Origin of the sequence: Arthrobacter sp. RT-1, assembly GCF_003367205.1 — a bacterium.
In the GTDB taxonomy this organism is placed as follows: domain Bacteria; phylum Actinomycetota; class Actinomycetes; order Actinomycetales; family Micrococcaceae; genus Arthrobacter.
Genome location: NZ_QRGQ01000006.1, coordinates 24,777 through 50,197, shown reverse-complemented (window position 1 = coordinate 50,197; position 25,421 = coordinate 24,777). Strand labels below are relative to the sequence as shown.

At 66.7% G+C, this 25,421-nt stretch carries 24 protein-coding genes; 13 read left to right on the top strand and 11 right to left on the bottom strand.

Annotated elements, in window-relative coordinates:
* Positions 1-282: 282 nt before the first annotated feature.
* Both DXK94_RS06545 and sufU read left to right on the top strand, forming a co-directional pair.
* Positions 283-1,611, top strand: coding sequence for a SufS family cysteine desulfurase (locus DXK94_RS06545; protein WP_115524339.1), 1,329 nt, complete (start codon positions 283-285; stop codon positions 1,609-1,611).
* A 21-nt stretch (positions 1,612-1,632) separates the two neighbouring features.
* On the top strand, positions 1,633-2,082 hold the full coding sequence (gene sufU / locus DXK94_RS06540) for a Fe-S cluster assembly sulfur transfer protein SufU (RefSeq protein WP_115524338.1): 450 nt from the start codon (positions 1,633-1,635) through the stop codon (positions 2,080-2,082).
* Between the two features lie 73 nt (positions 2,083-2,155).
* On the opposite strand, the gene DXK94_RS06535 is transcribed toward sufU, so the two are convergent.
* Genes DXK94_RS06535 through DXK94_RS06525 form a run of 3 tightly spaced genes read right to left on the bottom strand, consistent with a single transcriptional unit; the run spans position 2,156 to position 4,432 of the window.
* Entirely contained in the window at positions 2,156-2,377 is a 222-nt protein-coding gene (locus DXK94_RS06535) for an SCO4848 family membrane protein (protein WP_079595645.1), read from the bottom strand.
* 4 nt (positions 2,378-2,381) lie between these two features.
* The gene (locus tag DXK94_RS06530) at positions 2,382-2,879 is read right to left on the bottom strand and encodes a DUF2505 domain-containing protein (protein WP_079595644.1); all 498 of its coding nucleotides are present in this window, start codon (positions 2,877-2,879) and stop codon (positions 2,382-2,384) included.
* Between the two features lie 44 nt (positions 2,880-2,923).
* Positions 2,924-4,432 (bottom strand): SDR family oxidoreductase, encoded by a 1,509-nt coding sequence (locus DXK94_RS06525; protein WP_079595643.1) that lies wholly within the window; start codon positions 4,430-4,432, stop codon positions 2,924-2,926.
* Positions 4,433-4,659: 227 nt separating this feature from the next.
* Between DXK94_RS06525 and mfd the strand changes: the two genes are divergently transcribed.
* Entirely contained in the window at positions 4,660-8,337 is a 3,678-nt protein-coding gene (gene mfd, locus DXK94_RS06520) for a transcription-repair coupling factor (RefSeq protein WP_115524337.1), read from the top strand.
* 3 nt (positions 8,338-8,340) lie between these two features.
* Complete coding sequence (locus tag DXK94_RS06515) at positions 8,341-9,156, top strand: metal-dependent hydrolase (protein ID WP_181884753.1); 816 nt, start codon at positions 8,341-8,343, stop codon at positions 9,154-9,156.
* A gap of 114 nt (positions 9,157-9,270) precedes the next feature.
* Here the strand turns inward: DXK94_RS06515 and DXK94_RS06510 are convergent, their stop codons facing one another.
* The 6 genes from DXK94_RS06510 to nirB all read right to left on the bottom strand — a co-directional run bounded on the left by DXK94_RS06510 (position 9,271) and on the right by nirB (position 16,320).
* Positions 9,271-9,534 carry a hypothetical protein gene (locus DXK94_RS06510; RefSeq protein WP_079595640.1) on the bottom strand — a complete coding sequence of 88 codons (264 nt, stop codon included), beginning with the start codon at positions 9,532-9,534 and terminating at the stop codon, positions 9,271-9,273.
* A 53-nt stretch (positions 9,535-9,587) separates the two neighbouring features.
* A complete protein-coding gene (deoC, locus tag DXK94_RS06505; protein ID WP_115524335.1) occupies positions 9,588-10,304 on the bottom strand; it encodes a deoxyribose-phosphate aldolase in 717 nt (238 codons plus the stop codon).
* Positions 10,305-10,415: 111 nt separating this feature from the next.
* Entirely contained in the window at positions 10,416-11,276 is an 861-nt protein-coding gene (locus DXK94_RS06500) for an FAD-dependent oxidoreductase (protein ID WP_115524334.1), read from the bottom strand.
* 213 nt (positions 11,277-11,489) lie between these two features.
* Positions 11,490-12,638 (bottom strand): uroporphyrinogen-III synthase, encoded by a 1,149-nt coding sequence (locus tag DXK94_RS06495; protein WP_079595637.1) that lies wholly within the window; start codon positions 12,636-12,638, stop codon positions 11,490-11,492.
* A 14-nt stretch (positions 12,639-12,652) separates the two neighbouring features.
* Positions 12,653-13,687 (bottom strand): uroporphyrinogen-III C-methyltransferase, encoded by a 1,035-nt coding sequence (gene cobA, locus DXK94_RS06490; RefSeq protein WP_115524333.1) that lies wholly within the window; start codon positions 13,685-13,687, stop codon positions 12,653-12,655.
* Positions 13,688-13,689: 2 nt separating this feature from the next.
* Positions 13,690-16,320: a nitrite reductase large subunit NirB gene (gene nirB, locus DXK94_RS06485; protein ID WP_115524332.1), complete on the bottom strand. Its 2,631-nt coding sequence runs from the start codon at positions 16,318-16,320 to the stop codon at positions 13,690-13,692.
* A 270-nt stretch (positions 16,321-16,590) separates the two neighbouring features.
* Here nirB and nirD point away from each other — a divergent pair, with 270 nt between their 5' ends.
* Positions 16,591-16,962 carry a nitrite reductase small subunit NirD gene (gene nirD / locus DXK94_RS06480; RefSeq protein ID WP_115524331.1) on the top strand — a complete coding sequence of 124 codons (372 nt, stop codon included), beginning with the start codon at positions 16,591-16,593 and terminating at the stop codon, positions 16,960-16,962.
* Between the two features lie 60 nt (positions 16,963-17,022).
* Here the strand turns inward: nirD and DXK94_RS06475 are convergent, their stop codons facing one another.
* A complete protein-coding gene (locus DXK94_RS06475; protein ID WP_181884752.1) occupies positions 17,023-18,777 on the bottom strand; it encodes a phospho-sugar mutase in 1,755 nt (584 codons plus the stop codon).
* A gap of 100 nt (positions 18,778-18,877) precedes the next feature.
* The gene (locus DXK94_RS06470; RefSeq protein WP_115524329.1) at positions 18,878-19,696 is read right to left on the bottom strand and encodes a purine-nucleoside phosphorylase; all 819 of its coding nucleotides are present in this window, start codon (positions 19,694-19,696) and stop codon (positions 18,878-18,880) included.
* Between the two features lie 103 nt (positions 19,697-19,799).
* Here DXK94_RS06470 and DXK94_RS06465 point away from each other — a divergent pair, with 103 nt between their 5' ends.
* The 8 genes from DXK94_RS06465 (at position 19,800) to DXK94_RS06430 (ending at position 25,380) form a co-directional block, all read left to right on the top strand.
* Positions 19,800-21,215: an NAD(P)H-quinone dehydrogenase gene (locus tag DXK94_RS06465; protein WP_115524328.1), complete on the top strand. Its 1,416-nt coding sequence runs from the start codon at positions 19,800-19,802 to the stop codon at positions 21,213-21,215.
* A gap of 38 nt (positions 21,216-21,253) precedes the next feature.
* A complete protein-coding gene (locus tag DXK94_RS06460; protein WP_115524327.1) occupies positions 21,254-22,012 on the top strand; it encodes a prolipoprotein diacylglyceryl transferase in 759 nt (252 codons plus the stop codon).
* Positions 22,009-22,344 (top strand): hypothetical protein, encoded by a 336-nt coding sequence (locus DXK94_RS06455; RefSeq protein WP_115524326.1) that lies wholly within the window; start codon positions 22,009-22,011, stop codon positions 22,342-22,344. The genes DXK94_RS06460 and DXK94_RS06455 overlap by 4 nt, the downstream gene beginning before the upstream one ends.
* Before the next feature lie 348 nt (positions 22,345-22,692).
* Entirely contained in the window at positions 22,693-22,824 is a 132-nt protein-coding gene (locus DXK94_RS21605) for a hypothetical protein (protein ID WP_258868459.1), read from the top strand.
* 1 nt (position 22,825) lies between these two features.
* A complete protein-coding gene (locus DXK94_RS06445) occupies positions 22,826-24,430 on the top strand; it encodes a radical SAM protein (protein ID WP_115524324.1) in 1,605 nt (534 codons plus the stop codon).
* Between the two features lie 6 nt (positions 24,431-24,436).
* Entirely contained in the window at positions 24,437-24,811 is a 375-nt protein-coding gene (locus tag DXK94_RS06440; protein WP_258868458.1) for a hypothetical protein, read from the top strand.
* A 116-nt stretch (positions 24,812-24,927) separates the two neighbouring features.
* Entirely contained in the window at positions 24,928-25,185 is a 258-nt protein-coding gene (locus DXK94_RS06435; protein WP_115524322.1) for a hypothetical protein, read from the top strand.
* A gap of 15 nt (positions 25,186-25,200) precedes the next feature.
* The gene (locus DXK94_RS06430) at positions 25,201-25,380 is read left to right on the top strand and encodes a PspC domain-containing protein (protein ID WP_115524321.1); all 180 of its coding nucleotides are present in this window, start codon (positions 25,201-25,203) and stop codon (positions 25,378-25,380) included.
* The last annotated feature ends 41 nt before the right edge of the window (positions 25,381-25,421 follow it).

Genomic DNA, 25,421 nt, shown 5'->3' with positions numbered 1-25,421 from the left:
ATTTACTTAAGGAGGCAAAGCAAGCGGCAGGCAGGACGCCGCAGAGGTTGCCAGCAGCACATCGAGGCCTCTTTCAAACTTCCGGTCCCCAGGGACCGGGCCAAGACGGGGCCGGCGGCGTCAGAGTCTTCTGAGACCGAGACTCTCCCCCCAGCCGTCGCCGGCCCTCCACTCCGCGGGCTGAAGCCCGGAGCGACTGTGGCGGCTGCCCCTCCGGGCGGCCGCCACAGTCGTGCTGTGGGACAATTGAATGTCATCCGTTGGCATCCCAAGGAGATTGTTTTGGCCCTCGTATCAACGCCAGCCTCACTGGAGCAAGCCCGCCCGGCCACACTGGATAACGCCGAAGTTCTCCGCATCCGTAATGATTTCCCGGTCCTGGACCAGCTCGTCAACGGACGGCCACTGGTTTATCTGGACTCCGGGGCAACCTCACAAAACCCCCTCAGCGTCATTGAAGCCGAGCAGGAATTCTATGAGCAGCGGAATGCGGCCGTGCACCGCGGCGCCCACCACCTTGCCGTGGAGGCCACCGAAGCATTCGAGGACGCCCGGCAGACAGTGGCCGACTTCATCGGCGCCGACTACTCGGAGACCATCTGGACGTCCAACGCCACCGAAGGCCTGAACCTCATCTCCTACACCCTGTCCACAGCGGGACTGTGGGCTGCCCAGGGCCGGGGTGACGCCGGGCTGGCGGACCTCGCCCTGAAGCCCGGCGACGAGATTGTGGTGACCGAGATGGAACACCACGCCAACCTCATTCCCTGGCAGGAGCTGGCGTTCCGCACCGGTGCCACCCTCCGTTACATTCCCATCGATGACGCCGGAAGCCTCCGGATGGACCAGACCGGGGACATCATCGGAAGCCGGACCAAGGTTCTTGCCTTCACGCACGCGTCCAATGTCCTGGGCACCATCAACCCGGTCCGGGAACTCGTGGCCCTGGGCCGCGCCGTGGGTGCTTTGGTGGTTCTGGATGCCTGCCAGTCGGCACCGCACATGGTGCTGGACGTCAAAAAACTCGATGTTGACTTCGCCGTCTTCTCCGGGCACAAGATGCTCGCCCCCACCGGGATCGGCGTGCTCTACGGCAAGCAGGAACTGCTGGATATCCTGCCGCCCTTCCTGACGGGCGGTTCCATGATCACCACCGTCACCATGGAGCGTGCCGAGTACCTGCCTGCCCCGCAGCGCTTCGAGGCCGGGACCCAGCGCATCTCACAGGCCGTAGCCCTGGCCGCGGCAGCAAACTACCTGACGGAAACCGGGCTGGACCGGATCCACCGGTGGGAAAGCGAACTCGGGGGACGGATGGTGACCGGTCTCGAATCGATCCCCGGCATCCGCGTGCTGGGTCCGGCCGCCGGCGGGGAACGGATTGGGCTCGCCGCGTTCGACGTCGAGGGCGTCCATGCCCACGACGTGGGGCAGTTCCTGGACTCCAAAGGGATCGCCGTGCGTGTTGGCCACCACTGCGCGCAGCCGCTGCACCGCCGGCTGGGGCTGACCGCCACCACCCGCGCCAGCGCCTACCTCTACAACACCACCGATGACGTGGACCAGTTCCTGGATGCCGTGGCCGGCGTACGGGCCTATTTCCGCGCCTAGCCGGAAGATCGAAGGTAACCCATGAGTTTGGACCAGCTGTACCAGCAGATCATTCTCGACCACTCCAAAGCCCGCCACGGCAGTGGCCTCGCCGGAACCGCGGCTCCCGTGGGCGCGTCCACAGGGCAATCCCACCAGCTCAACCCCGTGTGCGGGGATGAGGTGACCCTTCGCCTTGCGGTGGAGGACGGAAAGGTGGCCCAGGTTTCCTGGGACGGGGCGGGCTGCTCCATCTCCATGGCATCGGCCTCGGTGCTCACGGAGCTTGCGGAGGGCATGACCGTGGCGGAACTGCATGAGGTCATTGACAGCTTCCGCGAAGTCCTGCGGTCCCGCGGCAAGATCCACGCCGATCCGGACCTGCTGGGGGACGCCGCGGCGTTTGAAGGCGTTGCCCGGTACGCCGCACGCGTGAAGTGCGCCATGATTTCCTGGGTTGCCGCGGAGGATGCACTGAACCAGGCTGCCTGATACGCCGGCGCGGATACAAAAAGACCCTCCTACCCGTGAACTTCGGGAGGAGGGTCTTCCGGTTTAACGCGACTTACCCGAACAGCCCCATGATGCCGATGACGGCCGTGGCGGCTCCCAGCACCATCGAGATGCTGACCAGCACCACGTGGACCGTCAGGAACTTCGTGGCCTTGCCGGCGGCATCGCGAGCACGCGGGTCCTTCATGACCCGGCGCAGGAACTGCGGCCAGACCACCAGGGACCAGACGCCGGCCACGATCAGGACCAGGGCAGCGAAAACGGGCAGCTCCACGGAACTAGTGGCTTTCCAGCCAGGCCTGCGCCTGCTTGGCCTGCAGGTTCAGGGCCTTGGCAACCATGGGCTCGGCAGCGTCTGCGATCTTGCCGCCCAGGAACGGCACGGAGGACTTGACCTCGCCTTCGAGCTCAACGCGGGTTCCGCTGGCCTCAGCCACCAGCCGCTGCACAGCGGTGACGTCCACGGGTGCGCCCGCGATCTTGAGGGAGATGTTGCTCTGCCGGGAGCCGTCTGCGGCGGGAGCGGCCCAGCTTTCCACCTGGGTCACCTTCAGGTGCTCGCCCACGAACTTGCGGGCGAATTCGGGAAGGCGGGTGGTGGGAAGGGTCCGCACCGACGTGGCGCTGAACGCACCGGCGACGTCGCCGTCAACGGTGAAGGATTCCAGGTTGCCGCCCACCAGCTGGCTGACGTGGCGCTGGAAATCCTCGTTCACCAGGACAGCTGCAACGCTGTCGACGGAGTGCGGAAGGGTGGTGGTAGCGCTCAGGGCCATGGGTCCTCCTGGGACATTGGGGAACGGATTTAACTCAAAACATCCTACGGTGTCCCGGCCGGGCGCTCCGCATCGACGAGCTTTTGCGCGGCCCCGGTGATGTTCCGTGCCATGGCCGGGAAGATGAGGCTGTGGAACGGCAGCACGGCCAGCCAGTACAGCCGGCCACTCAAGCCCTTGGGGAAGAAGATGGCCCGTTGCCGGTAGCGGCTGCCGGTTCCGTCGGGTTCCACGGACAGCTCCAGCCAGGCCCGCCCGGGCGCCCGCATCTCGGCACGCAGCCGCAGCAGCCGGCCGCGGTCGATCCGTTCCACCCGCCACCAGTCCACCACTTCGCCGGTGGCCAGTGTGTGGGGATGCCGGCGTCCGCGGAGCAGTCCGGCGCCTCCGGTCAGTTTGTCCAGCCACCCGCGCACCTGCCAGGCAAGGGGCAGCGAGTACCAGCCGTTCCGGCCGCCGATGCCTTCGATAATCGTCCACACATGGGCCGGGTCAACGTCGCCGTGGAAGGTCCGTTCGTCGATGTACACCTTGTGTCCGGCCCAGTCAGGGTCGCTCGGCAACGGGTCCGATGCCACGCCGGCGTTGGCCCAGGTGGTGACCACCTGGCCGTCCCGTTCCTTGCCCAGCGCCAGGGCGACGGCGGTCCGGTAGGGGGTCAGGCCGCCGTCGGGCTGTGGCACGTACTGGTCGATGTCATGTTCGTTGGACACGGCGTCATGTTGCAGGGATTGGACCAGCGGTACCGCCATGGAGAGCGGGATGGGCGTGGTCAGTGCCACCCACATGCCTGCCAGCTTCGGCGCCGGGACGGGCAGCGCCAGCACCACCCGGTAGGGCAGGCCAGCTTCCGCGGCGTACTCCTTCATCATCCCCGCGTAGGTGAGCACCTGCCGGCAGCCGACGTCGAACGTCCGGTTGATCGGCCCGTCCAGCGACGCCGCGGCCACCAGGTAGTACAGGACGTCGCGCACGGCGATGGCCTCGATCCGGTTCCGCACCCAGCTGGGTGCGGGCATCAGGGGCAGCGTTTCGGAAAGGTGGCGGATCATTTCGAAGGACGCCGAGCCGGAGCCGATCACCACGCCTGCCTGGAAGACGACGGCGTCCACCGGGCTGTCCAGGAACACCTGGCCCACGGCCTCCCGGGAACGCATGTGGGTGGAGAGCTCCACGCCCTTGGGGTGCAGACCCCCCAGGTAGACGATCCGGTCAACGCCGGCGTCCGCGGCTGCCTGGGCGGCGGTCCGGGCCATAGCCTGCTCCTTGGCCTCGAACCCGGCCCCGGCGGCCATGGAGTGCACCAGGTAATAAAAGACGTCGACGCCGGCCAGCGCCGCCCGCAGCGCGTCGCCGTCGTCCAGGCTGCTTTCCACAACCTCCACGTCGTCCCGCCACGGCACCCCGGCGATCTTGTCAGGGGAACGCACCAGCACCTTGACGCTGTGGCCTGCCTCCAGGAGCTTGGGCACCAGCCGGCCGCCGATGTAGCCGGTGGCGCCGGTGACCAGGACGGTTTTTGGTGACACCTGCAGTTTTTTGCTTTCGGTCATGCCTGTCTCCTTTTCGTCCCCAGCAGTTCGGAGCCGAAGCCACTGTGGACGGGGCTCCGGTTGCCTGGCCGGTGTGGCCAGCCTAGCCGCCACATCCGGTGGAGGCTTTCCGGATCCGGCCACAGCCATGTCGCCGGTGCGCGGTAGGCTGGGGGTACCCGGGATTCGCAGCGAATTTCGGGTTTTCGCGTTGCCTGCGATCCATGAACACCACAGGAGCTTCTGCCATGAGCCTTCCCGGCCCGTCCACCGCTGGCCAATCCACCCCAGGCCCGTCACTGGACGGCCTGCGCCGCGTACTCGCCACGGACCAGACCTTCGCCCGCGTCCGGGCCGAGGCCGCCCGGGGATTTTCCATCCGGGGCCAGGACTACCAGATCAGTGCACCTGCCGGGCTGCGGGCCGTACTGCTCGCCGAAATGGCGGACGGGCTGACGGCCGCCACGGCAGAACAGCCCGGTGACGCAGAGCCCGGCGTGGTGCTGGCCGTCACCGCCACGGGCCGCGAAGCCGAGGACCTGGCCGCCGCACTCCGCGCCTACCTGCCGGCTGACGCGGTGGCGGAGTTCCCCAGCTGGGAGACCCTCCCGCACGAGCGCCTCTCGCCGCGCTCGGACACCGTGGGACGCCGGTTGTCCGTCCTGCGCCGCCTGGCGCACCCTGAAAGTTCGACGGCGGGGCGGCTCCGGGTGGTTGTGGCTCCCGTCAGGGCAGTGGTCCAGCCCGTCGTGGCCGGGCTGGGCGACCTGGTGCCGGTCACGCTGAAGGTGGGACAGGACGTCTCCTTCACGGACGTGGTGCGCCGCCTCGCCGATGCTGCGTACGCGCGCGTGGACATGGTGACGCACCGGGGCGAGTTCGCTGTCCGTGGCGGCATCATCGACGTCTTCCCGCCCACCGAGGACCACCCCATCAGGGTGGAGTTCTTCGGCGACGAGGTGGACCAGATGCGCTGGTTCGCCGTGGCAGACCAGCGCTCGCTGTCCGCCCCCGGCATCCACCACCCCACCGAACTGCATGCCCCGCCCTGCCGCGAAATCCTCATCACGCCGTCCGTGATGTCCCGGGCCGCTACGCTCAAGGCCCAGCTTCCGGCCGCGGCCGACATGCTGGAAAAGATCGCCGGCGGCATCGCCGTGGAAGGCATGGAGTCCCTCGCCCCGGTGCTGGTCGACTCCATGGTCCCGTTCGTGGACCAGCTGCCCGCGGAATCCATTGCCGTGGTCATCGAACCAGAAAAGGTCAGGACCCGGGCCCACGACCTTGTCGCGACCAATGAGGAGTTCCTGGAGGCAGCCTGGTCCACGGCATCCGACGGCGGGACGGCGCCCCTGGACCTGAGCTCCCAGGCAACCGCGGCCCTCCACTCGGCCAGCTTCCGGTCCCTGGCAGAGACCCGCACAACCTCACTGGAGCACGGCGTTTCCTGGTGGTCCATCACCTCGCTCGCCCAGGACGAGGAGCTCCTCCCCGAAATTGACGTCCTGAACCTGCACGCCCGCGAGCCGCGCGGCTACCAGGGCGACGTGGCGGAAATGATGGACTTCATCGGATCCCACGTGCGCGACCAGTGGCGGATCGTGGTGGCCACCGAGGGCCCCGGCCCCGCCCAGCGCCTGGCCGAGCTCTTCCACGACGCTGACATCCCCTGCGCCCGCGTGGACAGCCTGGACCACGAACCCCAGGCGGGAATCATCGAAGTGACCACTGCCGCCGTCGGACGCGGTTTTGTCCTGGACGGCCTGAAGCTGGGCCTGCTCACCGAAGCCGACCTCCTGGGCCGCACGTCCGCCGGATCCACCAAGGACATGCGCCGCATGCCGTCCAAGCGGCGCAACGCCGTGGACCCGCTCCAGCTGGTGGCGGGGGACCACGTGGTCCACGAGCAGCACGGCATCGGCCGGTTCGTGGAGCTCATCCAGCGCAAGGTGGCCGGTGGAGGCGACGGCGTCCGCGAGTACCTTGTCCTGGAGTACGCGCCGTCAAAGCGCGGCGCACCGGGAGACCGGCTGTTCGTTCCCACCGACCAGCTGGACCAGGTGACCCGCTACGTGGGCGGCGACACCCCTGTCCTGAGCAAGATGGGCGGAGCGGACTGGGCCAGCACCAAGTCCAAAGCCCGGAAAGCCGTCAAGGAAATCGCCGGTGAGCTCATCCGGCTGTACTCCGCCCGGATGGCCTCGCGCGGGCACGCCTTCGGCCCAGACACGCCGTGGCAGCGTGAACTGGAGGAAGCCTTCCCGTACGTGGAAACGCCAGACCAGCTGACCACCATCAACGAGGTCAAGGCGGACATGGAGCGGGAAATCCCGATGGACCGCCTGGTGTCCGGCGACGTGGGCTACGGCAAGACCGAGATCGCGGTGCGCGCTGCCTTCAAGGCCGTGCAGGACGGCAAACAGGTGGCCGTGCTGGTGCCCACCACCCTGCTGGCCCAGCAGCACTACGAGACCTTCACGGAGCGCTTCTCCGGCTTCCCCCTGCGGGTGAAGCCGCTGTCCCGCTTCCAGGCCGCCAAGGAGGCCAAGGAGACGGCGGAAGGCGTCAAGAACGGTTCCGTGGACGTGGTGATCGGTACCCACCGGCTGCTGTCCAAGGACTTCGAGTTCAAGGACCTGGGCCTGGTGATCGTGGACGAGGAACAGCGTTTTGGCGTCGAACACAAGGAAGCGCTCAAGAAGATGCGCACCAACGTGGACGTGCTGGCGATGAGCGCCACGCCGATTCCCCGCACCCTGGAGATGTCCCTCACCGGCATCCGGGAGACCTCCACGCTGGCTACACCGCCGGAGGAACGCCATCCCGTGCTGACCTACGTTGGCCCGTACACGGACAAGCAGACCTCGGCCGCCATCCGCCGCGAGCTCATGCGCGAGGGGCAGGTGTTCCTGGTCCACAACCGGGTGTCCACCATTGAACGGACCGCGGCGAAAATCCGTGAGCTGGTTCCGGAAGCCCGGGTGGAAGTGGCCCACGGCAAGATGTCCGAGAGCCGCCTGGAACAGATCATCGTGGACTTCTGGGAGCGGCGCTTCGACGTCCTGGTGTGCACCACCATCATCGAGACGGGCCTGGACATCTCCAACGCCAACACCCTGATTGTGGACGGCGCGGACAAGTACGGCCTATCCCAGCTCCACCAGCTCCGCGGGCGGGTGGGCCGCGGCCGCGAACGCGCTTATGCCTATTTCCTGTACCCCTCCGAGAAGCCGCTCGGCGAGGTGGCGCTGGAACGGCTCAAGGCCGTAGCGGCCCACAACGAGTTGGGCGCGGGCATGCAGCTGGCCATGAAGGACCTGGAAATCCGCGGGGCAGGCAACCTGCTGGGCGGCGAACAGTCCGGGCACATCCAGGGAGTGGGTTTCGACCTCTACATCCGGCTGGTGGGCGAGGCTGTGGCGGACTTCCGCGGCGAGGCCGAGGAGAAGGCCGCCGAGATGAAGATCGAGCTGCCGGTCAATGCGCACCTCCCACACGACTATGTGCCGGGGGAGCGGCTGCGCCTTGAGGCCTACCGGAAACTGGCCTCCGCCCTCACCAACGAGGCCATTGACGAGGTCCTGGCCGAGCTGGTGGACCGCTACGGCGAGCCGCCGCTGCCCGCGCAGAACCTGGTGGCGGTGGCCCGGTTCCGGGTGGGCGCCCGGGAAGCCGGCTTGTCGGACGTCGCCCTGCAGGGCAACTTCATCAAATTCTCGCCGGCGCAGCTGCCGGAATCGAAGATTATGCGGCTGACCCGGATGTATCCGGGCTCGCAGTCCAAGCCGGCACTCGACGCTGTATTGATTCCCAAGCCAAAAACGGCGCGGATCGGTGGCCGGGACCTGCAGGACGCGGAAATCCTGGAATGGGCCAACGGAGTGATCCGCAACATCTTCTCCGACCAGCCGCTGACAGTGGCCTGACGGATGATGGGAGGACACCACGCCGCGTCGGGAGCCGCGGCGTGGGTAGCTGTTGCGTCCACCGGCCCCTACACCCTGGGCTGGTACCCGCTGGATGCCACCGGCATCCTGATCGGCGGCATGGCGACGGCGGGGACAGGACTGGTGTGCGACTGGGACCATCGGCACAGTACGGTGGCCAACTCCCTGCCGCCGCTGTCCAACGTGATTGCCGTGGGTATCGAAAACGCCAGCGGCGGGCACCGGCAGGGCACTCATTCAATCCTCGGCGCAGGGATTTTTGTGCTCCTTGCCGCCCTGGCGTCCCAGTTCCAGATGGAGACCCCCTGGGGCCTGCTGTCCGTGGGCGCCGGGCTGCTCTGCATGTTCCTGATCAACATTGCGGCCAAGGCCCTGAAGCTCTTCCCCAAGAGCGGGTTCGTCACCAACTGGATCTTCGCGCTGGCCATGGCCGGTTTGGTCACCGTGTACGCACCGGAGCAGTGGACGTGGCTGCCCATGTCCATGCTCATCGGCGTGGTGGTGCACATCGTGGGCGACCTGATCACCACCGGGGGAGTGCCGCTGCTGTGGCCGCTTGTCATCCGGCCGCCAAAGCTGCTGCGCAAGGTCCCGCTGCTGCGGAACGTGTGGCGGCCCAACGGCGCACTGTCCCTGCCATTGCTGGGCAGGGCCGGGTCCAAACGTGAATGGCTGGTGCTGATCCCGGTAAGCGCTTACGCCATGGTGGGGCTCACCGTTGCCGGCTGGTCCATCGCGCAGAACCAGTGGACCAGGGTGGCGGCGGCAGCCGGTGCCTGGATGAAACTCTGGCTATGAACGCAGAAACCCCCGGGACTCGTCCCGGGGGTTTCGTTGGCTTATGTCCCAACCAGGTAGCAGTATGTGTCGTTTTGACCGCTCATAACGACACGTGGTGCTACTTACCTGGAATCAGTGCTCGCCGGCGGAGTCCGAGCGGCCCAGGATGGTCTGCGGGATCCAGAAGGCCAGGGCGAAGAGCCCCAGGCAGACGGCCATCGGCCACGGGTTGCCAAGCGTCAGGAAGGACAGGGAGTACACGGCGCCAAGGAACAGGGCCATGATGATGACGAAGAGAACGATGCTGCCGGAGAGCTTGTTCTCATTCTGGGGAGTGCGGACAGTGCCCTGGTTCGATGGTGAGCCCTGGTTGGACGCCGTAATCTTGCTGGACATTCGTTCCTCCTCGGCCCCGCGGGGCTCAATCTGTGGCTGCCCCCGGCTGGCCGTCAGTAGGCGGATGAACCCTGTTCACCCTTGACGATGGCAATGCCGGAGCTGGCGCCAATACGTGTTGCACCTGCAGCAATCATAGCCTGCGCGTCAGCGAGGGAACGCACGCCGCCGGAGGCCTTGACCCCCAGATCCGGCCCCACCGTCCTGCGCATGAGGGCGATGTCTTCCACCGTGGCGCCTCCGCCGTTGAAGCCGGTTGAGGTCTTCACGAAATCGGCGCCGGCCGCCACGGCCGCCTGGCACGCCAGGACCTTCTGGTCGTCCGTCAGCAGGGCAGTTTCGATGATGACTTTCAGGATGGCTCCGCTGGCATGGACTGCCTCGGCCACCGAGCTGATGTCCTCCGTCAATGCGCCCTTGTCACCGGCCCGTGCGGCGGCGATGTTGATGACCATGTCCACCTCGTCAGCGCCGTCCAGGACGGCGCCGCGCGCCTCAAACGTCTTGACATCCGTGGGCGTCGCACCCAGCGGGAAGCCCACCACCGAGCAGGTGAGGACACCGGAGCCTTTGAGGGCGGTCTTGACCGCTTTGACCCAGATGGGGTTGACGCACACGGACTTGAAGCTGTACTCGGCGGCTTCTGCGCAGACCTTCAGGACGTCGGACTCCGAGGCCTCGGGCTTCAGCAGGGTGTGGTCGATGTAGGAAGCGATGGTCCCGGCAACAGCGGCGGCTGGTTGAACGGAAGGGATGGCTTCGTTGCTCATGATGGTCCTCTCCAGGGGCCTTGTGGGCCCCGGCGCGTCCTTGACTCGTTTCGGGAACCATCTTGTCACAGCCGGGCCCCCACCCAGGGCGCCCGGAACCGGCGCCGGAAGTCAGGCGGCTGCCTGCAGGACAGGCCCGGCCGCGGAGGCCGTCAGGAGCTGTGATGCGCACGCACCCGCGGCGGAAGCCGCGGCCACCAGCAGGCCCAGCCGGACGCCGTCGAACGCTGCCGCATCCCCGATCGCCCAGATTCCGGGGATGGACGTCCGGAAGTCCTGGCTGATGACGATCCCGCCCGTGGCGGCCGTCCGCAGCCCAGCGGTGGCGGCCAGGTCGTCCCGAGACACCCGCTCCTCGGCCAGGACCACCAGGTCACCGCTCATGCTGCTTCCGTCCTCGAAAATAACGGCCGAGGCTGCCAGCCCGGAGACAGACTTTCCGGGAACGACGGCGGCGGGGCGGGCTGTGGTGCGGATGGGACGGACGCCCCTGGCGCGAAGGACCGCCTCGGCCTGGCCGGCGGCCGCGCCGTTGCCCACCAGGATTCCCAGCGGGCGCCTGCCCAGTTCCCGGGTCACCTGGCCAACGGCCTCGGCGACACGCGCGGCGTCGTCAATGGTGGAGTAGTTCAGGCACTGGCCCGCGCCCTCCACCGGGTTGGCCACGGGCGCGGATCCGGTGGCGATGACCAGGTGGTCGTAGGCGAACTCCATGCCGTCCGCCGTGGCGACGGTCCGGTTCACGGCATCGATGTGGCTGGCCGGCTGGCCGAACCGTACCGACACCTGGGGGAGCAGCGCCAGGTCCAGCAGTTCATCCGGGGTGTCATCCCGGTTGCTCAACACGGTGATGGTGCCGGGGAACCGGGCCAGGTCCAGCTGCCTTACCAGGGCCTGGGCTGCGGGACCTGCCCCGGCGATGACGATGCGGGTAGCTGCTGAGGTGGACGTGGAGGGTGCCGGAGCGGACATGTGCTGGCCCTTTCGCTGGCGGCCGGGAATGGCCGGAACTTCGTGATGCAACCCAGCGTAGGCGTGTGCTTTTACCGTTGTGTTTCCCCGTCATTGCCGGTCCGGGAGGGGTGCGTTCGCCAGTTTTTACCGGCCGGTAACAGAACCCGTGACGCACCTCTCATCCCGCCCGAAACGGACACAAACGGCTCCGCACCGCGCATGAAACAGGCGCTAGACGCGGATCCGGTAGCCCCGCTTCACCACGGTTTCCACCAAGCGCCCGTCCGGCAGCGAGGACCGCAGCCGGCTCACGGTCATGTCCAGCGCGTGGACGGAGCCGCGCAGTTCCAGCAGGTCGGACAGCGATTCACGGGAGAGGACAGCGCCGCCGGCACCGAGCAGCGCCCGGAGGAGCAGCAGGGGAGCAGGCGCCAGTTCAACGGGCTGGCCGTCGATGCGCAGGCTCCGTCCGCGGAGCTCGATGTTGCCGGACCGGGTTTCCAGCCGCCGGACATGGTTCAGGGCCAGGTGCTCGCATACCAGCCGGATGAGTGCGCCCATGCGGAAACGTTCGGGAATCAGCGGTGTCACGCCGGCGTCAAGCAGGGGCTGCGCCGTGACCGGGCCAACCACAGCCGTGGTGACGTTGGTTTTAAGGCTTTCGATCAGCTGCTTGTACACGCCCATCTCGTGGGCCGTGCTCCACATCGCGTCGACGGCGGGGGCGCTGGTGAAGGTCAGGACGTCCAGGTTGCCGGTGCAGGCGGCGTCGATGAGCCGGGGGAGCTTGTCCTCGCCGTCGGGCTTGACCCAGCGGTAGGGCGTGACGGTCAGGACGGTGGCGCCGGACATGCGCAGGCGCTCCAGTTGGCGTACGTCCGTATAGCCGTGCAGCTGCACGGCGACGGTTTTGCCGCGGACGCCCTCGGCAAGCAGCATGTCCACCAGCGTGGCGGTGGTTTCGTCGCTGCTGATTCCGACGTCGGCAAGGCCGGCGGCGCGGACGGCACCGCGGGCTTTGGGTCCCCGGACAAACATCCGGCACGCGCCCAGCGTGTCCAGCAGTTCGTCGCCGATGCCGAAGGAGTCAGCGGCCTCGCACCAGCGGCGCATCCCGTAGGCGGTGGTGGCGATGCAGAGGTCCGGCTTGGCCGCAATGATGGCCCGGGTGTCCTCGATGAGGCGCATGTCCTCCTGCACGGGGGCGATTTTCAGCGCCGGGGCGTGCAGCACTTCGGCGCCGCGGCGTTCCAGGGCCTCGATCAGGTCGCGGGAGCGCCGGTGGGAGGTCACGCCGATGCGGAAACCCTCGAGCGGGGATTCAGCGGCGTCCGGAGCTTCTTCGAGCTGGGACGCTTCGGCCGGTGCAAGTGCAGTCATGGGGGTCAATCCTTTCATGAACCCAGCAGCGAGGCCGCCAGCCTGTCCAGGTCGGCGGCGGCCTCAGCATGCCCGCGGTTGGCTTCTGCCACGCGAACCACCTCGCCAATGACCAGCACGGCGGGGTTGCTGCAGCCGGCAGCGGCGGAGGCAATGGTGCCGAGGTTCGCGATGGTGGTGCGCTGTCCGGGCCGGTAGCCGCGTTCCACCACGGCCATGGGCATGTCCGGGCGCATCCCGGCCTTGCGCAGGCCGGCTGCCAGCTGGTGGAGGGTGCCGATGCCCATCAGGACAACAATTGTTCCGCCCAGGCCGGCCAGGTGCCGGTGTTCCTGCTCCGTCAGCGGAGCGTGCCCGGAAACCACCGTGAACATGTGGCTGACCTCGCGGTGCGTGACGGGGATGCCCGCCGCCGCGGGGACGGAAATGGCACTGGTGACGCCGGAAACGACGTGGACCTTGACGCCGGCGGCCACGCACGCGGCCACTTCCTCGCCGCCGCGGCCAAAGACGTAGGGGTCCCCGCCCTTGAGGCGGACCACGTTGTTGCCGGCCAGGGCGCTTTCCACCATGAGCTTTTCGATGTCGGCCTGGCTCACCTTGTGGTGGCCGGGCTTCTTGCCCACATCAACCAGTTCTGCGGAGGTGAGGGACGGCAGCTCCTGGTACGGGGCCAGGCGGTCGTAGAAGACGACGTCGGCGTCACGCAGTGCCTTGACGGCGGCGACCGTCAGCAGTTCCGTGGTGCCGGGTCCGCCACCCACCAGGGTGACGTGGCCCGCGGCGCCGGCCGCCGGTTCGGCTGCTACCGGGATGCCGGTTTCGCGGCACCGCTCCAGCAGGGCGTCCCAGCCGGGCTGGCCGTCGTCGACCGCTGCGACCAGGAAGGGACGCTCAGGCAGTGGCCCGTCATGCCCGGCGCCCTGCGGGGTGCTCAGGCGGTAGACGACGGCGCCCGCGGCTTCGTAGCGGCGTACTGCCTGGCGCGCGGCGTGGTCTGAGCCGGTCACCAGGACCTCGCGGCCGGTGAGATCGATGCTGAGCTGCATGGCTATACCTCGTTCTCGTTGCTGGACCGCACGGGGATGGAGGCGCCGATGAGGACCTTGCCCTTTTCCTCGGGCGTGGCGGGGCGCATCTGGCCGCGCTCGTCCGGGACGAAGGTGATGGAGTCGTCCTTCTGGTCCGGAGCGTTGACGAAGGAACGGAACCGGCGCAGGCGCTCGGGGTCCTTGAGGGTGTCGGCCCACTCGTCGATGTAGGTGTCCACATGCTTCGCCATGGCTGCTTCAAGGTCAGCGGCGATGCCCAGGGTGTCCTTGACCACCACGTCCTCGACGTGCTTGATGCCGCCGTCGAGCTCTTCCTGCCAGCGGGCCGTGCGCTGCAGCCGGTCTGCCGTGCGGATGTAGTACATGAAGTAGCGGTCGATGTACTTGATGAGCGTCTCGTCGTCGAGGTCCTTGGCCAGCAGCTGGGCGTGGGCCGGGGTGGCACCGCCGTTGCCGCCGACGTACAGGTTCCAGCCGTCGGCGGTGGCGATCACGCCCACGTCCTTGCCGCGGGCTTCGGCGCATTCCCGGGCGCAGCCGGATACGCCCATCTTGAGCTTGTGCGGGCTGCGAAGGCCGCGGTAGCGGAGCTCCAGCTGGATGGCCATGGCCACCGAATCCTGGACCCCGAACCGGCACCAGGTGGAGCCGACGCAGGACTTCACCGTACGCAGGCTCTTGCCGTACGCCTGGCCGGACTCGAAGCCGGCGTCCACCAGCTCCTTCCAGATTTCCGGCAGCTGTTCCAGCCGGGCGCCGAACATGTCGATGCGCTGGCCGCCGGTGATCTTCGTGTACAGGTTGTACTTCTCGGCCACCGCGGCGATGACACCGAGCTTCTTGGGGGTGATCTCGCCGCCGGCGATGCGGGGGACCACCGAGTAGGTGCCGTCCTTCTGCATGTTGGCCAGCGCGCGGTCGTTGGTGTCCTGCAGGGTGCCGCGGCCGGCATCCAAAACGTAGGCGCTGTTCTGGCTGGCCAGGATGTTGGCGATGGTCGGTTTGCAGATGTCGCAGCCCGCGCCGGTGCCGTACTTGGCCATGATTTCTTCGAAGGAGCTCAGTTCCAGGACACGGATGGCGTCGAACAGTTCCTGGCGGGAAAGTTCGATGTGCTCGCACAGGGCCTTGGAGACCTCGACGCCGGACTTGGTCAGTTCGGTCTCGAGCAGCTTCTTGAGCATGGGGACGCAGGAACCGCACTGGGTACCGGCGCGGGTGCAGCCCTTCAGCTCGCCCAGCTCCTGGACGGGGGCGTTGCCGTCGCAGGCGCCGCAGCCGTTGATGGCGTCTCGGATGCTTCCGGCGGTGACGTTGTTGCAGGAGCAGAGCGTTGCGTCGTCCGGCAGTTCGGTTTCCGGGGCGTCCCCGCCGCCGGCCGCACTGAGGAACGCGCCCGGCTCGGCGGGAAGTTCGCGGCCCAGCAGCGGACGCAGGCTCATGTACGGTGAAGCGTCGCCTACGAAAATGCCGCCCAGCAGGGTCTTGGCGTCGTCGGTGGTGACGATCTTCTGGTACACGCCGCGGGCGGGGTCGGCGTAGACGATTTCGAGGGCGTGCTCGGTCTTCGCGAACGCGTCACCGAAGCTGGCGACGTCCACGCCGGAGAGCTTGAGCTTGGTGGCGGTGTCGAAGCCGGGGAAGGTGGCGTCGCCGCCGTGCAGGCGGTCGGCCACGATCTCGGCCATGGTGTTGGCCGGGGCAACCAGGCCCAGGCACATGCCGCCGAAGTTGGCCACTTCACCGATGGCCCAGATGCCGGGTACTTCGGTGGCGCAGTAATCGTTGATGACCACACCGCCGCGCTGGCCCAGCGAGAAGATCTGCTCCTCGCCTTCTGCGGCGCGGAAGAGTTCATCGCGCGGCCGGACGCCGATGGCGACGATCACGAGGTCGGCGTCGATAACGCGGCCGTCGGCCATCAGGACGCCGGTGACCTGTCCGTCGTCGTCGGACAATACTTCCGACGGGAAGACGCCGCCGTGGACTTCGAAGCCCTTTGCCTTGATGAGCCGGCCCATTGCCTGGCCTGCGCCTTCGTCGAGCTGGGTGGCCATCAGCCACTGCGAACCGTCGATGACGATCGGGTTGGCGCCCAGCTGCTCAGTGCCGGCTGCGGACTCGAGCCCCAGGAGGCCGCCACCGATGGTGACTGCGTTGACCTTGCGGCCCAACTTTTCCGTGAGCTGGGTAATGGCCTCGTTGATGGCCCAGACGTCTTCGAGCGTGCGGTACACGTGCGTGAGCTCGTTGCCGGGAATCGGCAGGCGCGCCGCGTTGGAGCCGGTGGCCACCACCAGTTCGTCGTATTCGACCACCGTGCCGCCAGCGGTTTCCACCGTCTTGGCTTCGGCATTGATCTTGACCACGCGCTCGCCGGTCTTCAGCTCCAGGGAAGGGTGGTCCCACATCGACGCGTTGCCCAGCGTGAGGTCAACGTCCTTTTCGGTGAGGGCCTTGGACAGCGCCACACGGTCGTAGGGGAGGTGCGTTTCCTCAGTGAGGACCGTGACATGCCAGCCGTCGAGGCCGCGGGCATGCATTGCGTCCGCAAAACGGTGGGCCGCAGGGCCGCCGCCGGCGACGACGATGCGGCGCGGAGTCTCGGTGCGTGAAGTCTGTTCGGTCACTGTGGGCCTTTCGCATGGGCCGCAGCGTTTCCTGCAGCCTTCTGGTGACGAGTGTCCATCCAGACTAGGGAGACGCAGTTTCGCTTCAGTTTCCCAATTGTTTCGCGAACTTAACTTCTGCATCACGAACGCATTTCCGGCCGGGTTAGGTGTCTTTTACGAGACGGACACATTCACTGCATGCCGACGAAACACCCGCGCCCTAGCGTGGAACGTGGCCGCAAAGGTGGCTGAACGCAGGGACAACCAGCACAGGGAGAGGAGCCGGACATGACGGCAACACTGGAACTTGGGGCACTCGAAGCCGGAACTGAGACCACCGCCGGATGGCACCGCGTGTGCCGGGTTGAGGACCTGGAACCCGCCTGGGGTGAAGCCGCCCTCGTCGCCGGACGCCAGCTGGCGCTCTTCCGCACCGGGCACAGTGAAGTTTTCGCGGTGGCCCATGAGGATCCGGCCACCGGCGCGCACGTCATGGCCCGCGGAATCCTCGGCTCGAAGGGGACCCGGCCCACCATCGCATCGCCCCTGCACAAAGAGGTTTACGACCTGGAAACCGGAGAATGCTTCAGCACCCCCGGCCTGACCATCGCAACCTTCAGCACCCGCATTGCCGACGGATTCATCGAGGTGGAGCTGTAACCGGCAGCTTCGACACCTCAAAGCAGGAAAAGGGCGCCCGGTGGGGCGCCCTTTCGGGTTTTAAAGCCCCAGAGCCTCGCTGACATCGCGCAGCACCTCGTCCAGCGCAGCACGCACCGCCTGCCGGGCTGCCGGCAGTTCCGCTGCGGCACCCACCTGGTGAATGACCTCCAGGTAGCACTTGAGCTTCGGCTCGGTGCCGCTGGGCCGGATGATCACCCTGGTGAGGTCGCGGGTGACGTACAGAAGCCCGTCGGTAGGCGGCAGCTGGTCCGTGCCCTCCGCCAGGTCGGTGAAAACCTCCACCGTGGATGACCCGAAGGATTCCGGCGGGGAAACCCGCAGCCGGTTCATCATGGCGTCCAGGAGCCCCAGGTTGGCAACCCGGATGCTGAGCTGGTCGCTGGCATGCAGGCCGTGCTGCAGGTACAGCTCGTCCAGGGTGTCAAAGACGGTCTTCCCGTCGGCTTTCGCGGCGGCGGCAAGTTCGGCGATCAGCACGGCGGCAGAGATGCCGTCCTTGTCCTTCACCTGGTCCGGCGCCACGCAGTAGCCCAGCGCCTCTTCATAGCCGTAGACCAGTCCCGGCACCCGCGAGATCCACTTGAAGCCGGTGAGTGTCTCTTCGTGGGCGAAGCCGGCAGCTGCCGCAATGCGGGCCAGCAGGCGCGAGGATACGATCGAATTCGCGAAGACGCCCTTCGACCCCTCCGCCTCGCCCGCATCCGTGGCGCCGGCGGCGAACCTGGCCGCCACGTGCGCTCCCAGCAGGGCTCCCACTTCGTCGCCGCGGAGCATCCGCCATGCGCCCGTGTCCGGGTCCTTGGCGGCAACGGCCGCGCGGTCGGCGTCGGGGTCATTGGCGATCACGATGTCGGCGTCCAGCCGCGCTGCCGTTTCCAGGGCAAGGTCCAGGGCGCCGGGCTCTTCGGGGTTGGGGAAACTGACGGTGGGAAAATCCGGATCAGGCTCGGCCTGTTCGGCCACCAGGGTGACGTCCCGGAAACCTGCCGCGTTCAATACGGCCAGTGCGGTTTCGCCGCCGACGCCATGCATGGGGGTCAGGACAATACGGAGGTCCCGCGCCGGAAAATGGTCCCGCCGGGCAAGCTCCGCCGTGGCGCGCTGGTAGTCAGAGGCAATGGACCCGTCCAGGACGGTCCAGCCCTCTGGCGCCAGCACAATCGAGTCCAGGGAGCCCACGGCGTTGATTCGTGCCGCAATATCGGCATCGTACGGCGTGACAATTTGGGCGCCGTTACCACTGGCGGCCACGGCGTGGCGGCCAAGGTAGACCTTGTAACCATTGTCCTGCGGGGGGTTATGGCTGGCAGTAACCATCACGCCGCCGTCGCACTGCAATGCCCGGACGGCGTACGCCAGCAGGGGCGTGGGCAGCGCTGCCGGCATGAGGAAGGTCTCGATCCCGGCGGCGGTGAAGATCGCGGCAGTTTCCACCGCGAAAACGTCCGAGTTGTACCGGGCGTCATAGCCGACCACGGCGCGTGGCCGCGTTCCGGGCGAGGCTTTGCCGACTGCGTCAACAAGGAAGGCCGCCAATCCGGCGGCAGCGCGCCGCACCACCACGCGGTTCATCCGGTTGGGCCCGGGGCCCAAGGGAGCGCGCAGTCCCGCGGTGCCGAACTGGAGGGTGCCCTGGAAGCTGTCTTCCAGTTCCTGCCGTGCCGCAGCGTCCCCGTCTTCGACCGACCTGACGAGCTCAAGGAGGGAAGCCGCCGTTGCGGGATCCGGATCTTGGGAAGCCCATTCGCGGGCTTCATCGAGCAGGCGTAAATCGGCACCGGAAGACGTCATGGGCATAAACCTATCGTCATTGCTCCCTGACTTCATGCCACCCGGGGTCAGAGGCGGCCCGAAGCAGGCGCCGGAATGGGCCTGAAGTGACTCCGCATTTTCAGAGTTTGGCGATGATGTCGGCGAGCAGTTTTGAGATTCTGGGGCCGGCAGCCTGCCCTGATTCGATGACTTCCTGGTGGCTTAGCGGCTGGGGGCTGATGCCGGCCGCGAGGTTGGTGACCAGCGAGATGCCGAACACCTCCATCCCGGCGTGCCGCCCGGCGATGGCCTCCAGCGCCGTGGACATGCCCACAAGGTCGGCGCCGATGCGCTTGGCGTACTGCACCTCCGCGGGCGTCTCGTAATGCGGACCCGTGAACTGGGCATACACCCCCTCATCAAGGCTGGGATCGACTTCACGGGCGAGCCCGCGGATCCGGGAAGAGTAAAGATCTGTCAGGTCAACGAACGTGGCGCCTTCCAGGGGCGAGGCCGCGGTGAGGTTTATGTGATCTTTGATGAGTACCGGCGTGCCCGGGGCCCAGTCCTCGTTGAGTCCGCCGCAGCCGTTGGTGAGGACCAGGGTGCTGCACCCCGCCGCTGCCGCGGCCCGGGTGCCGTGCACCACGGCGCGCACTCCCTTGCCTTCGTAGTAGTGGGTACGGGCGCCCAGGACCAGGGCACGCTTGCCGTCGCGGGTCAGCACGGAGCGGATAGTGCCCACGTGCCCTTCCACTGCGGGGGCGTGGAAGCCGGGCACCTCCTCGGCGGAGAGGGTGGCCGTGGTTTCGCCGATGAGGTCTGCCGCTGCGCCCCAGCCGGAACCAAGCACCAGGGCGACGTCGTGGCTGTCCACTCCTGTTTCTTCGGCAATGTAGTCTGCCGCGGCGCGTGCGGCGGCGAAGGGATCCGTGTTCAGGAAGTCTGTTGTACTCACTGGTACAAGTTATCCTGCCGCCCCTGGTGCGCCCAGTACACGCCGTTCCGCCGGCGCCGGAAATTCTTGGTACTGCGGCGGGGATAGGCGAGAATGATTCATTGTGACTACGCATCCAGATTTCAGTTCGCCCCGGATCGCAATCCTGGGAGGTGGTCCGGGCGGGTACGAAGCCGCCATGGTGGCCGCCTCGCTGGGGGCGCAGGTCACCATCATCGAACGCGCCGGGCTGGGCGGATCCGCCGTGCTCACCGACGTGGTGCCGTCCAAGACCCTGATCGCCACCGCAGACCTGATGACCCGCGTCGCCGAGGCGGGGGAGCTGGGCGTGAAGTTCGACGTCGACGGCGGCGACTTTGTACCGGTGATGCGGGCGGACCTGAAACACATCAACGACCGCCTGCTCAACCTTGCCCGCAGCCAGTCCAAGGACATTCACGATGGCCTGGAGAGCCAGGGCGTGCGCATCCTTGCCGGGTCGGGCCGCCTGCTGGACAACCACACCATCGAAGTCCTCACGGTGGACGGCACGGAGATCGTGGAGGCGGACACCATTCTGCTGGCCGTTGGCGCGCACCCGCGTGAGCTGCCCACCGCACGGCCGGACGGCGAACGCATCCTCAACTGGACGCAGATCTACAACCTGGATGAGCTGCCCGAGGACCTGATTGTGGTGGGCTCCGGTGTGACCGGCGCCGAATTTGCTTCCGCGTACAACGGCCTCGGCTCGAAGGTGACGCTGATTTCCAGCCGTGACCGGGTGCTTCCCGGTTCGGACGTCGACGCGGCGGTCGTGCTGGAGGAGGTGTTCGAACGCCGCGGCGTCCGGGTCCTGTCCCGCTCGCGTGCGGAGGCCGTGGAACGGACCGACGACGGCGTAGTGGTCACCCTGGGCGACGGCACCAAGGTGACCGGCAGCCACTGCCTGCTCTGCCTCGGATCCATTCCCAACACCGCCGGCATTGGCCTGGAGGAAGCCGGAGTGGCGCTCAGCGAGAGCGGCCACATCAAGGTGGACGGCGTCTCCCGCACGTCGGCGCCGAACATCTACGCCGCGGGCGACTGCACCGGCGTCCTGCCGCTGGCCTCCGTGGCCGCCATGCAGGGCAGGATCGCCGTCGCGCACTTCATGGGCGACGTGGTAACACCCCTCAAACTGCACCAGGTGGCTTCGAACATTTTCACCTCCCCGGAGATCGCCAACGTGGGCGTCTCGGAAGCTGACATCGATTCCGGCAAGTACCAGGGTGACGTCGTGAAGCTTTCCATGCGCAGCAACGCCCGGGCAAAGATGCGCAACGCCCGGGACGGCTTCGTGAAAATCTTTGCCCGCAAGGGCTCCGGCACCGTTATCGGCGGCGTTGTGGTGGGCCCCAACGCGTCGGAGCTGATCTTCCCCATCTCCATCGCGGTCAAGCAGAAGCTGCATGTGGATGACGTCGCCAGCACGTTCACCGTGTACCCGTCGCTGACCGGGTCCATCTCCGAAGCGGCGCGGCGCCTGCACGTGCACCTGTAGCTGCGGGGGGCCTGCAGGGGCACTGCTACACTCTGCTCATGATCGGGCTTCCCTTCGCGGGAGACGGGCTGGTGCACGCCAGCCTGTTGGGGCTGGGAATCCTCGCAGCCCTTCTGTTCTACGCCTATGAGAAGCGCCGGCGTGGCCTGTCCGACCCACGGTTGTGGCCCATTGCCGGTTTCGCTCTCGCCTTCGGGGCCATCGGCTCACGGATCTTCACCTGGGACTTTTCCCGGCAGGTCTCCTTGGCGGACTGGTGGGGCAACGGCGACCGCAGCATTCTCGCGGGTCTTGTGGGCGCGTGGCTCGGCGTCCACCTGGGCAAGCGCCTGACAGGTTACCGCGAGCCCACCGGCGATTTGCTTGCGCCCGCGGTCGCCCTGGCGCTGGTCATCGGGCGCGTCGGCTGTCTCCTCACGGAACTACCTGGCACCCCCACCGGGGGAGCGTGGGGGATAGCGCTCACGCCCGGGCAGGCTGCAATGCTGGGCGGGATCCCGGGGGTGGGCCTCCACCCGTCCTTTGCCTACGAAATCGTGTTTCATGCGGCCGGATTCGCGCTCATGTGGCGGTATCGCGACCGCCTGCCCCGCCCCGGCGACCTCTTCATCTGCTACGTGACGTCCTACGCCTTGTTCCGGTTCGGCGTCGAATTTGTCCGGGGCAACGAGGTGTTCTGGCTGGGGATGAGCCGTCCCCAATGGTTCCTCCTCGTAATTCTTCCCCTGTTGCTCTGGCGGATGCTGCGGGTCTTCGGGAAACCCCTCCTTCCGAAACTGGAAGGAACAGCGGCATGAGCAAGGACAATTGGCGCCAAGACGACGAAGAACCCCCTGAACCAGCGCTCGGACCCATGGGGTACGGAATCCTGTTCGGAACTACTGCCCTTTATGCCACCTATGTCGGGATACCGATTGCTTTCGGTGGACCTCAAAACATGCGTTTCCTGACCGGGCCGTCCGCCTTCATTCCCGTCGGCGTCTACCTGGCGATTGCCGTGGTCCTGGCGGTCCGGCCACGCACGTCCCGGTGGGGTGCGGGTCTGCTCATTGGCCTGGGAATCTTCACCCTGCTCGGCGGCGGAGTCTGCGTCGGAAGCCTTGCCGCGCAGATGAGGGGTGACTTCTGAGATGAATCCCTCACCGTTCTCTTCCCGGCAGGCACTGCCCGGCCTGATTCTCCCCCTGCTGCTCCGGCGGATGCTGCGGGTACCCGGGAAACCTCTCCGCCCGAAGTTGGAGGAACGAGCAGCATGAGCGAGGACAACCCCGACGTTCCCAGGAACCCGCCTCCACCACAGCAAGAAAAGGAGGAGCCCCCTGAAGCAAGACGAGGCTCTATGCTGCTGGGAATTGTGTTGGGGACTCCTGCCCTTTATGCCCTCTACTTCGGGGGAACAAGTCGTATCGCGCCGGATGCAAGGGACACGAGCTTACTCACTGGGCCCTCGACGTTCATACCAATCGCGGTCTATCTGATGGTAGCGATTGTGCTGGCGGCCATGCCGCGTACGTCCCAGTGGGGTGCGGGGCTGCTGATTGGCCTGGGTTTCTTCACCCTGTTCGGCGGCGGGATCTGCGTCGGATACCTCGCGCAGATGAGAGCCTGAAATGAATCCGTCACCGTTCTCTTCCCGGCGGGCGTTGCCCGGGCCCGGCCAGCCGCTGCGCGGGGACCGCATTCACCGGTACGTGACAGCCTTCTGTCCCCAATGCCACGAGACAAACCCCCCGCTCGCGCAGGTCCGGCGCCTTTCCGGCGCGCTGCTGATCCGCGATGACCGGGTCTGGCTCGAACGCGGCTGCCCGGACCACGGGCTGGTCCGCACGTTGTACGACGAGTCTCCGGAAATCCTGCGCTACCTGGAGAAGTGGCAGGCGCCTACCAAGCAACACATCCCGGACCAGGCCGGCAATTACCGCCAGGTGCCGGAGGCCTACGCCTACGGGCTGCCCGCCATGCAGACGCAGCACACATGCATTCTCTTGCAGGACATCATCGAGCACTGCAACCTGCGCTGCCCCACTTGCTTCACCGCCTCCGGCCCCCAGCTGCAGGGAGTCGCGCCGCTCGGCGAAGTGCTGGCTAACATTGACACCCGGCTTGCCCGCGAAAACGGACGGCTGGACGTGCTGATGCTCTCCGGCGGTGAGCCGACGCTTTATCCCCATCTGGCCGAACTTCTGGATGAGCTCGTTGCCCGGCCCATCGTCCGGATCATGGTGAACAGCAACGGCATGCTTATGGCCACCGATGATGACCTCCTCGCACTGCTGGCCAGGCACCGGGACCGCGTGGAGGTGTACCTCCAATACGACGGCCCGTCCAAAGAAGCATCCATCCACCACCGCGGGGGAGACCTGACCCGCTTCAAGGACATGGCCATCGCACGCCTGTCCGGGGCAGGTATCTTCACCACCCTGACCATGACGGCGGCACTCGGCGTCAACGACGGCGAGGTCGGCGCCGTCGTCATGAGGGCATTGGAAACCCCGTTCGTGGGTGGCGTTGCGCTTCAACCAGTGTTCGGTTCAGGGCGCGGCCACGGCATCGACCCCACGGACAGGCTCACGCACACAGGGGTGCTGGAACGGCTCGCGGAGCAAACCGGAGGCGTGGTCTCATGGCACGACCTGACAGCCCTGCCGTGCTCGCATCCGCATTGCGCGTCCGTGGGCTACATGCTGAAGGACGATGCAGGCGTCTGGCGTTCGCTGACAGCGCTCATTGGGCACGACCAGCTCCTCGCCTGGCTGGAACTCAATCCTGACAGCATTGCCAACCGCATCGCCGACAGTGCCATCCCGCTCGAGCTGCGCAACCTCATGAAGTCCTCCCTGCTGGACCTGCTCAGTGAACAGTCCTCTCTGTCACATCCACGGACCATGGAGCTCTGGAAGAACATCTGCACCCAGTGCGACCTCGGAATCGGCACCCTCACCACCCTGGCTGCCGGCAAGCTTCCCGGGCAGCAACAGCGGTTGCGCCGGCTCCTGGGCGAACGGATTACGCGCATCATGGTCAAGCCCTTCATGGACATCTCCACCATGATCGAGGAACGGCTCACGCAGTGCTGTGTCCACGTTGGCACAAAGAGCGACGCCGGCGATCACCAGTGCGCTCCCTTCTGTGCCGTCCAGGCGTGGCCGGCTTTGTCACGGCAGCGCATGAGCACAGCAACGGGCCGCGAACTTCTCCCCGTCCGCCAGGTTTAAGGAGGAATGATGAGCTCCGCATCGGATGCCAGGCGCATTGCAGCCGGATCACCGCCGTCGGAACTCGTGGTTCCCGCGCATGCCGGGAACCAGCCCGGTGGCGGGTCCGGTCCGGAGGGCCAGGCAGCGGCACCGTTCGATCCTCTGCGCCTGTGCATCTTCGCCACTATCGCCTTACTGGGTTGGCTGGCGGGCCCGGTGGCCCTGAGCGCCTTCGCAGCTGTCGGAGTCATCGGCTACTGGAAGGCCCGCCGGCAAGGACTCAAGAAATCGAAGTGCTTCCTGCGTGACACGAGGCTTGTGCTGGCCTATCTGGGGATCCTGCTCGCGCTCGGATTCTATGGGATATACGGGCTGGCGAAGGGAGTGTTCAGCCTTTGAGTGAACTCTGGACCCTCCCGGTGCCATCTGCATAGACTCCTCGAAGGAACGGCCGGTATTCATCAGCGGATTTCCGGACCCGTCCCGGCACCAGCCATCGACGCAAGGAGCAGCTCGTGGAACTGAATGACGTCAAGTGGAACGAACAGGCACGCGACAAGATTCTGCTGGACGCCGACCGGGCGTTGCAGGAAGCGGTCCGGGAAGCAGCATCATCCCTGTCCGGCAAGGACAAGGACGAGGTGTACAAGTTCCTGTTCGAGAAGTTGAAGGACCAGTTCGTGGACTTCCAACCCGGGCCGGACCTCACGAAGTACGCCGAGGCTGTGGCCGGCGGCGAGCTCGCCGCCGATGAAGCACGGGCTGAAGGGTAGGGCGGGCACGTGTCAATGGCACTTGAACGGCCCCGCCGCGGAAAGATGATCGGCGGGGTCTGCGCGGCCCTTTCTGCCCGGTTCGGCCTCCCGAAATTTCTGGTCAGGCTGGGCTTCGTGATCTTCGGCCTGGTGGGGATCGGCGAGCTGGTCTACATCGCGCTGTGGATCATCATTCCAAAGGCTCCGGTGTAAGAGCCGCGGTTTCGACAGGCTCAACGACCGGTTTCGACAGG

What these genes read in the sequence shown, in the direction of transcription:
- DXK94_RS06495 (WP_079595637.1), bottom strand. Translation starts at nt 12,638, where the DNA reads ATGACTGCACTTGCACCGGCCGAAGCGTCCCAGCTCGAAGAAGCTCCG.
- DXK94_RS06475 (WP_181884752.1), bottom strand. Translation starts at nt 18,777, where the DNA reads ATGACGTCTTCCGGTGCCGATTTACGCCTGCTCGATGAAGCCCGCGAA.
- DXK94_RS06460 (WP_115524327.1), top strand. Translation starts at nt 21,254, where the DNA reads ATGATCGGGCTTCCCTTCGCGGGAGACGGGCTGGTGCACGCCAGCCTG.
- sufU (WP_115524338.1), top strand. Translation starts at nt 1,633, where the DNA reads ATGAGTTTGGACCAGCTGTACCAGCAGATCATTCTCGACCACTCCAAA.
- DXK94_RS06430 (WP_115524321.1), top strand. Translation starts at nt 25,201, where the DNA reads ATGGCACTTGAACGGCCCCGCCGCGGAAAGATGATCGGCGGGGTCTGC.
- DXK94_RS06515 (WP_181884753.1), top strand. Translation starts at nt 8,341, where the DNA reads ATGATGGGAGGACACCACGCCGCGTCGGGAGCCGCGGCGTGGGTAGCT.
- DXK94_RS06525 (WP_079595643.1), bottom strand. Translation starts at nt 4,432, where the DNA reads ATGACCGAAAGCAAAAAACTGCAGGTGTCACCAAAAACCGTCCTGGTC.
- deoC (WP_115524335.1), bottom strand. Translation starts at nt 10,304, where the DNA reads ATGAGCAACGAAGCCATCCCTTCCGTTCAACCAGCCGCCGCTGTTGCC.
- mfd (WP_115524337.1), top strand. Translation starts at nt 4,660, where the DNA reads ATGAGCCTTCCCGGCCCGTCCACCGCTGGCCAATCCACCCCAGGCCCG.
- DXK94_RS06530 (WP_079595644.1), bottom strand. Translation starts at nt 2,879, where the DNA reads ATGGCCCTGAGCGCTACCACCACCCTTCCGCACTCCGTCGACAGCGTT.
- nirD (WP_115524331.1), top strand. Translation starts at nt 16,591, where the DNA reads ATGACGGCAACACTGGAACTTGGGGCACTCGAAGCCGGAACTGAGACC.
- DXK94_RS06455 (WP_115524326.1), top strand. Translation starts at nt 22,009, where the DNA reads ATGAGCAAGGACAATTGGCGCCAAGACGACGAAGAACCCCCTGAACCA.
- DXK94_RS06510 (WP_079595640.1), bottom strand. Translation starts at nt 9,534, where the DNA reads ATGTCCAGCAAGATTACGGCGTCCAACCAGGGCTCACCATCGAACCAG.
- DXK94_RS06500 (WP_115524334.1), bottom strand. Translation starts at nt 11,276, where the DNA reads ATGTCCGCTCCGGCACCCTCCACGTCCACCTCAGCAGCTACCCGCATC.
- DXK94_RS06445 (WP_115524324.1), top strand. Translation starts at nt 22,826, where the DNA reads ATGAATCCGTCACCGTTCTCTTCCCGGCGGGCGTTGCCCGGGCCCGGC.
- DXK94_RS21605 (WP_258868459.1), top strand. Translation starts at nt 22,693, where the DNA reads ATGGTAGCGATTGTGCTGGCGGCCATGCCGCGTACGTCCCAGTGGGGT.
- DXK94_RS06440 (WP_258868458.1), top strand. Translation starts at nt 24,437, where the DNA reads ATGATGAGCTCCGCATCGGATGCCAGGCGCATTGCAGCCGGATCACCG.
- cobA (WP_115524333.1), bottom strand. Translation starts at nt 13,687, where the DNA reads ATGCAGCTCAGCATCGATCTCACCGGCCGCGAGGTCCTGGTGACCGGC.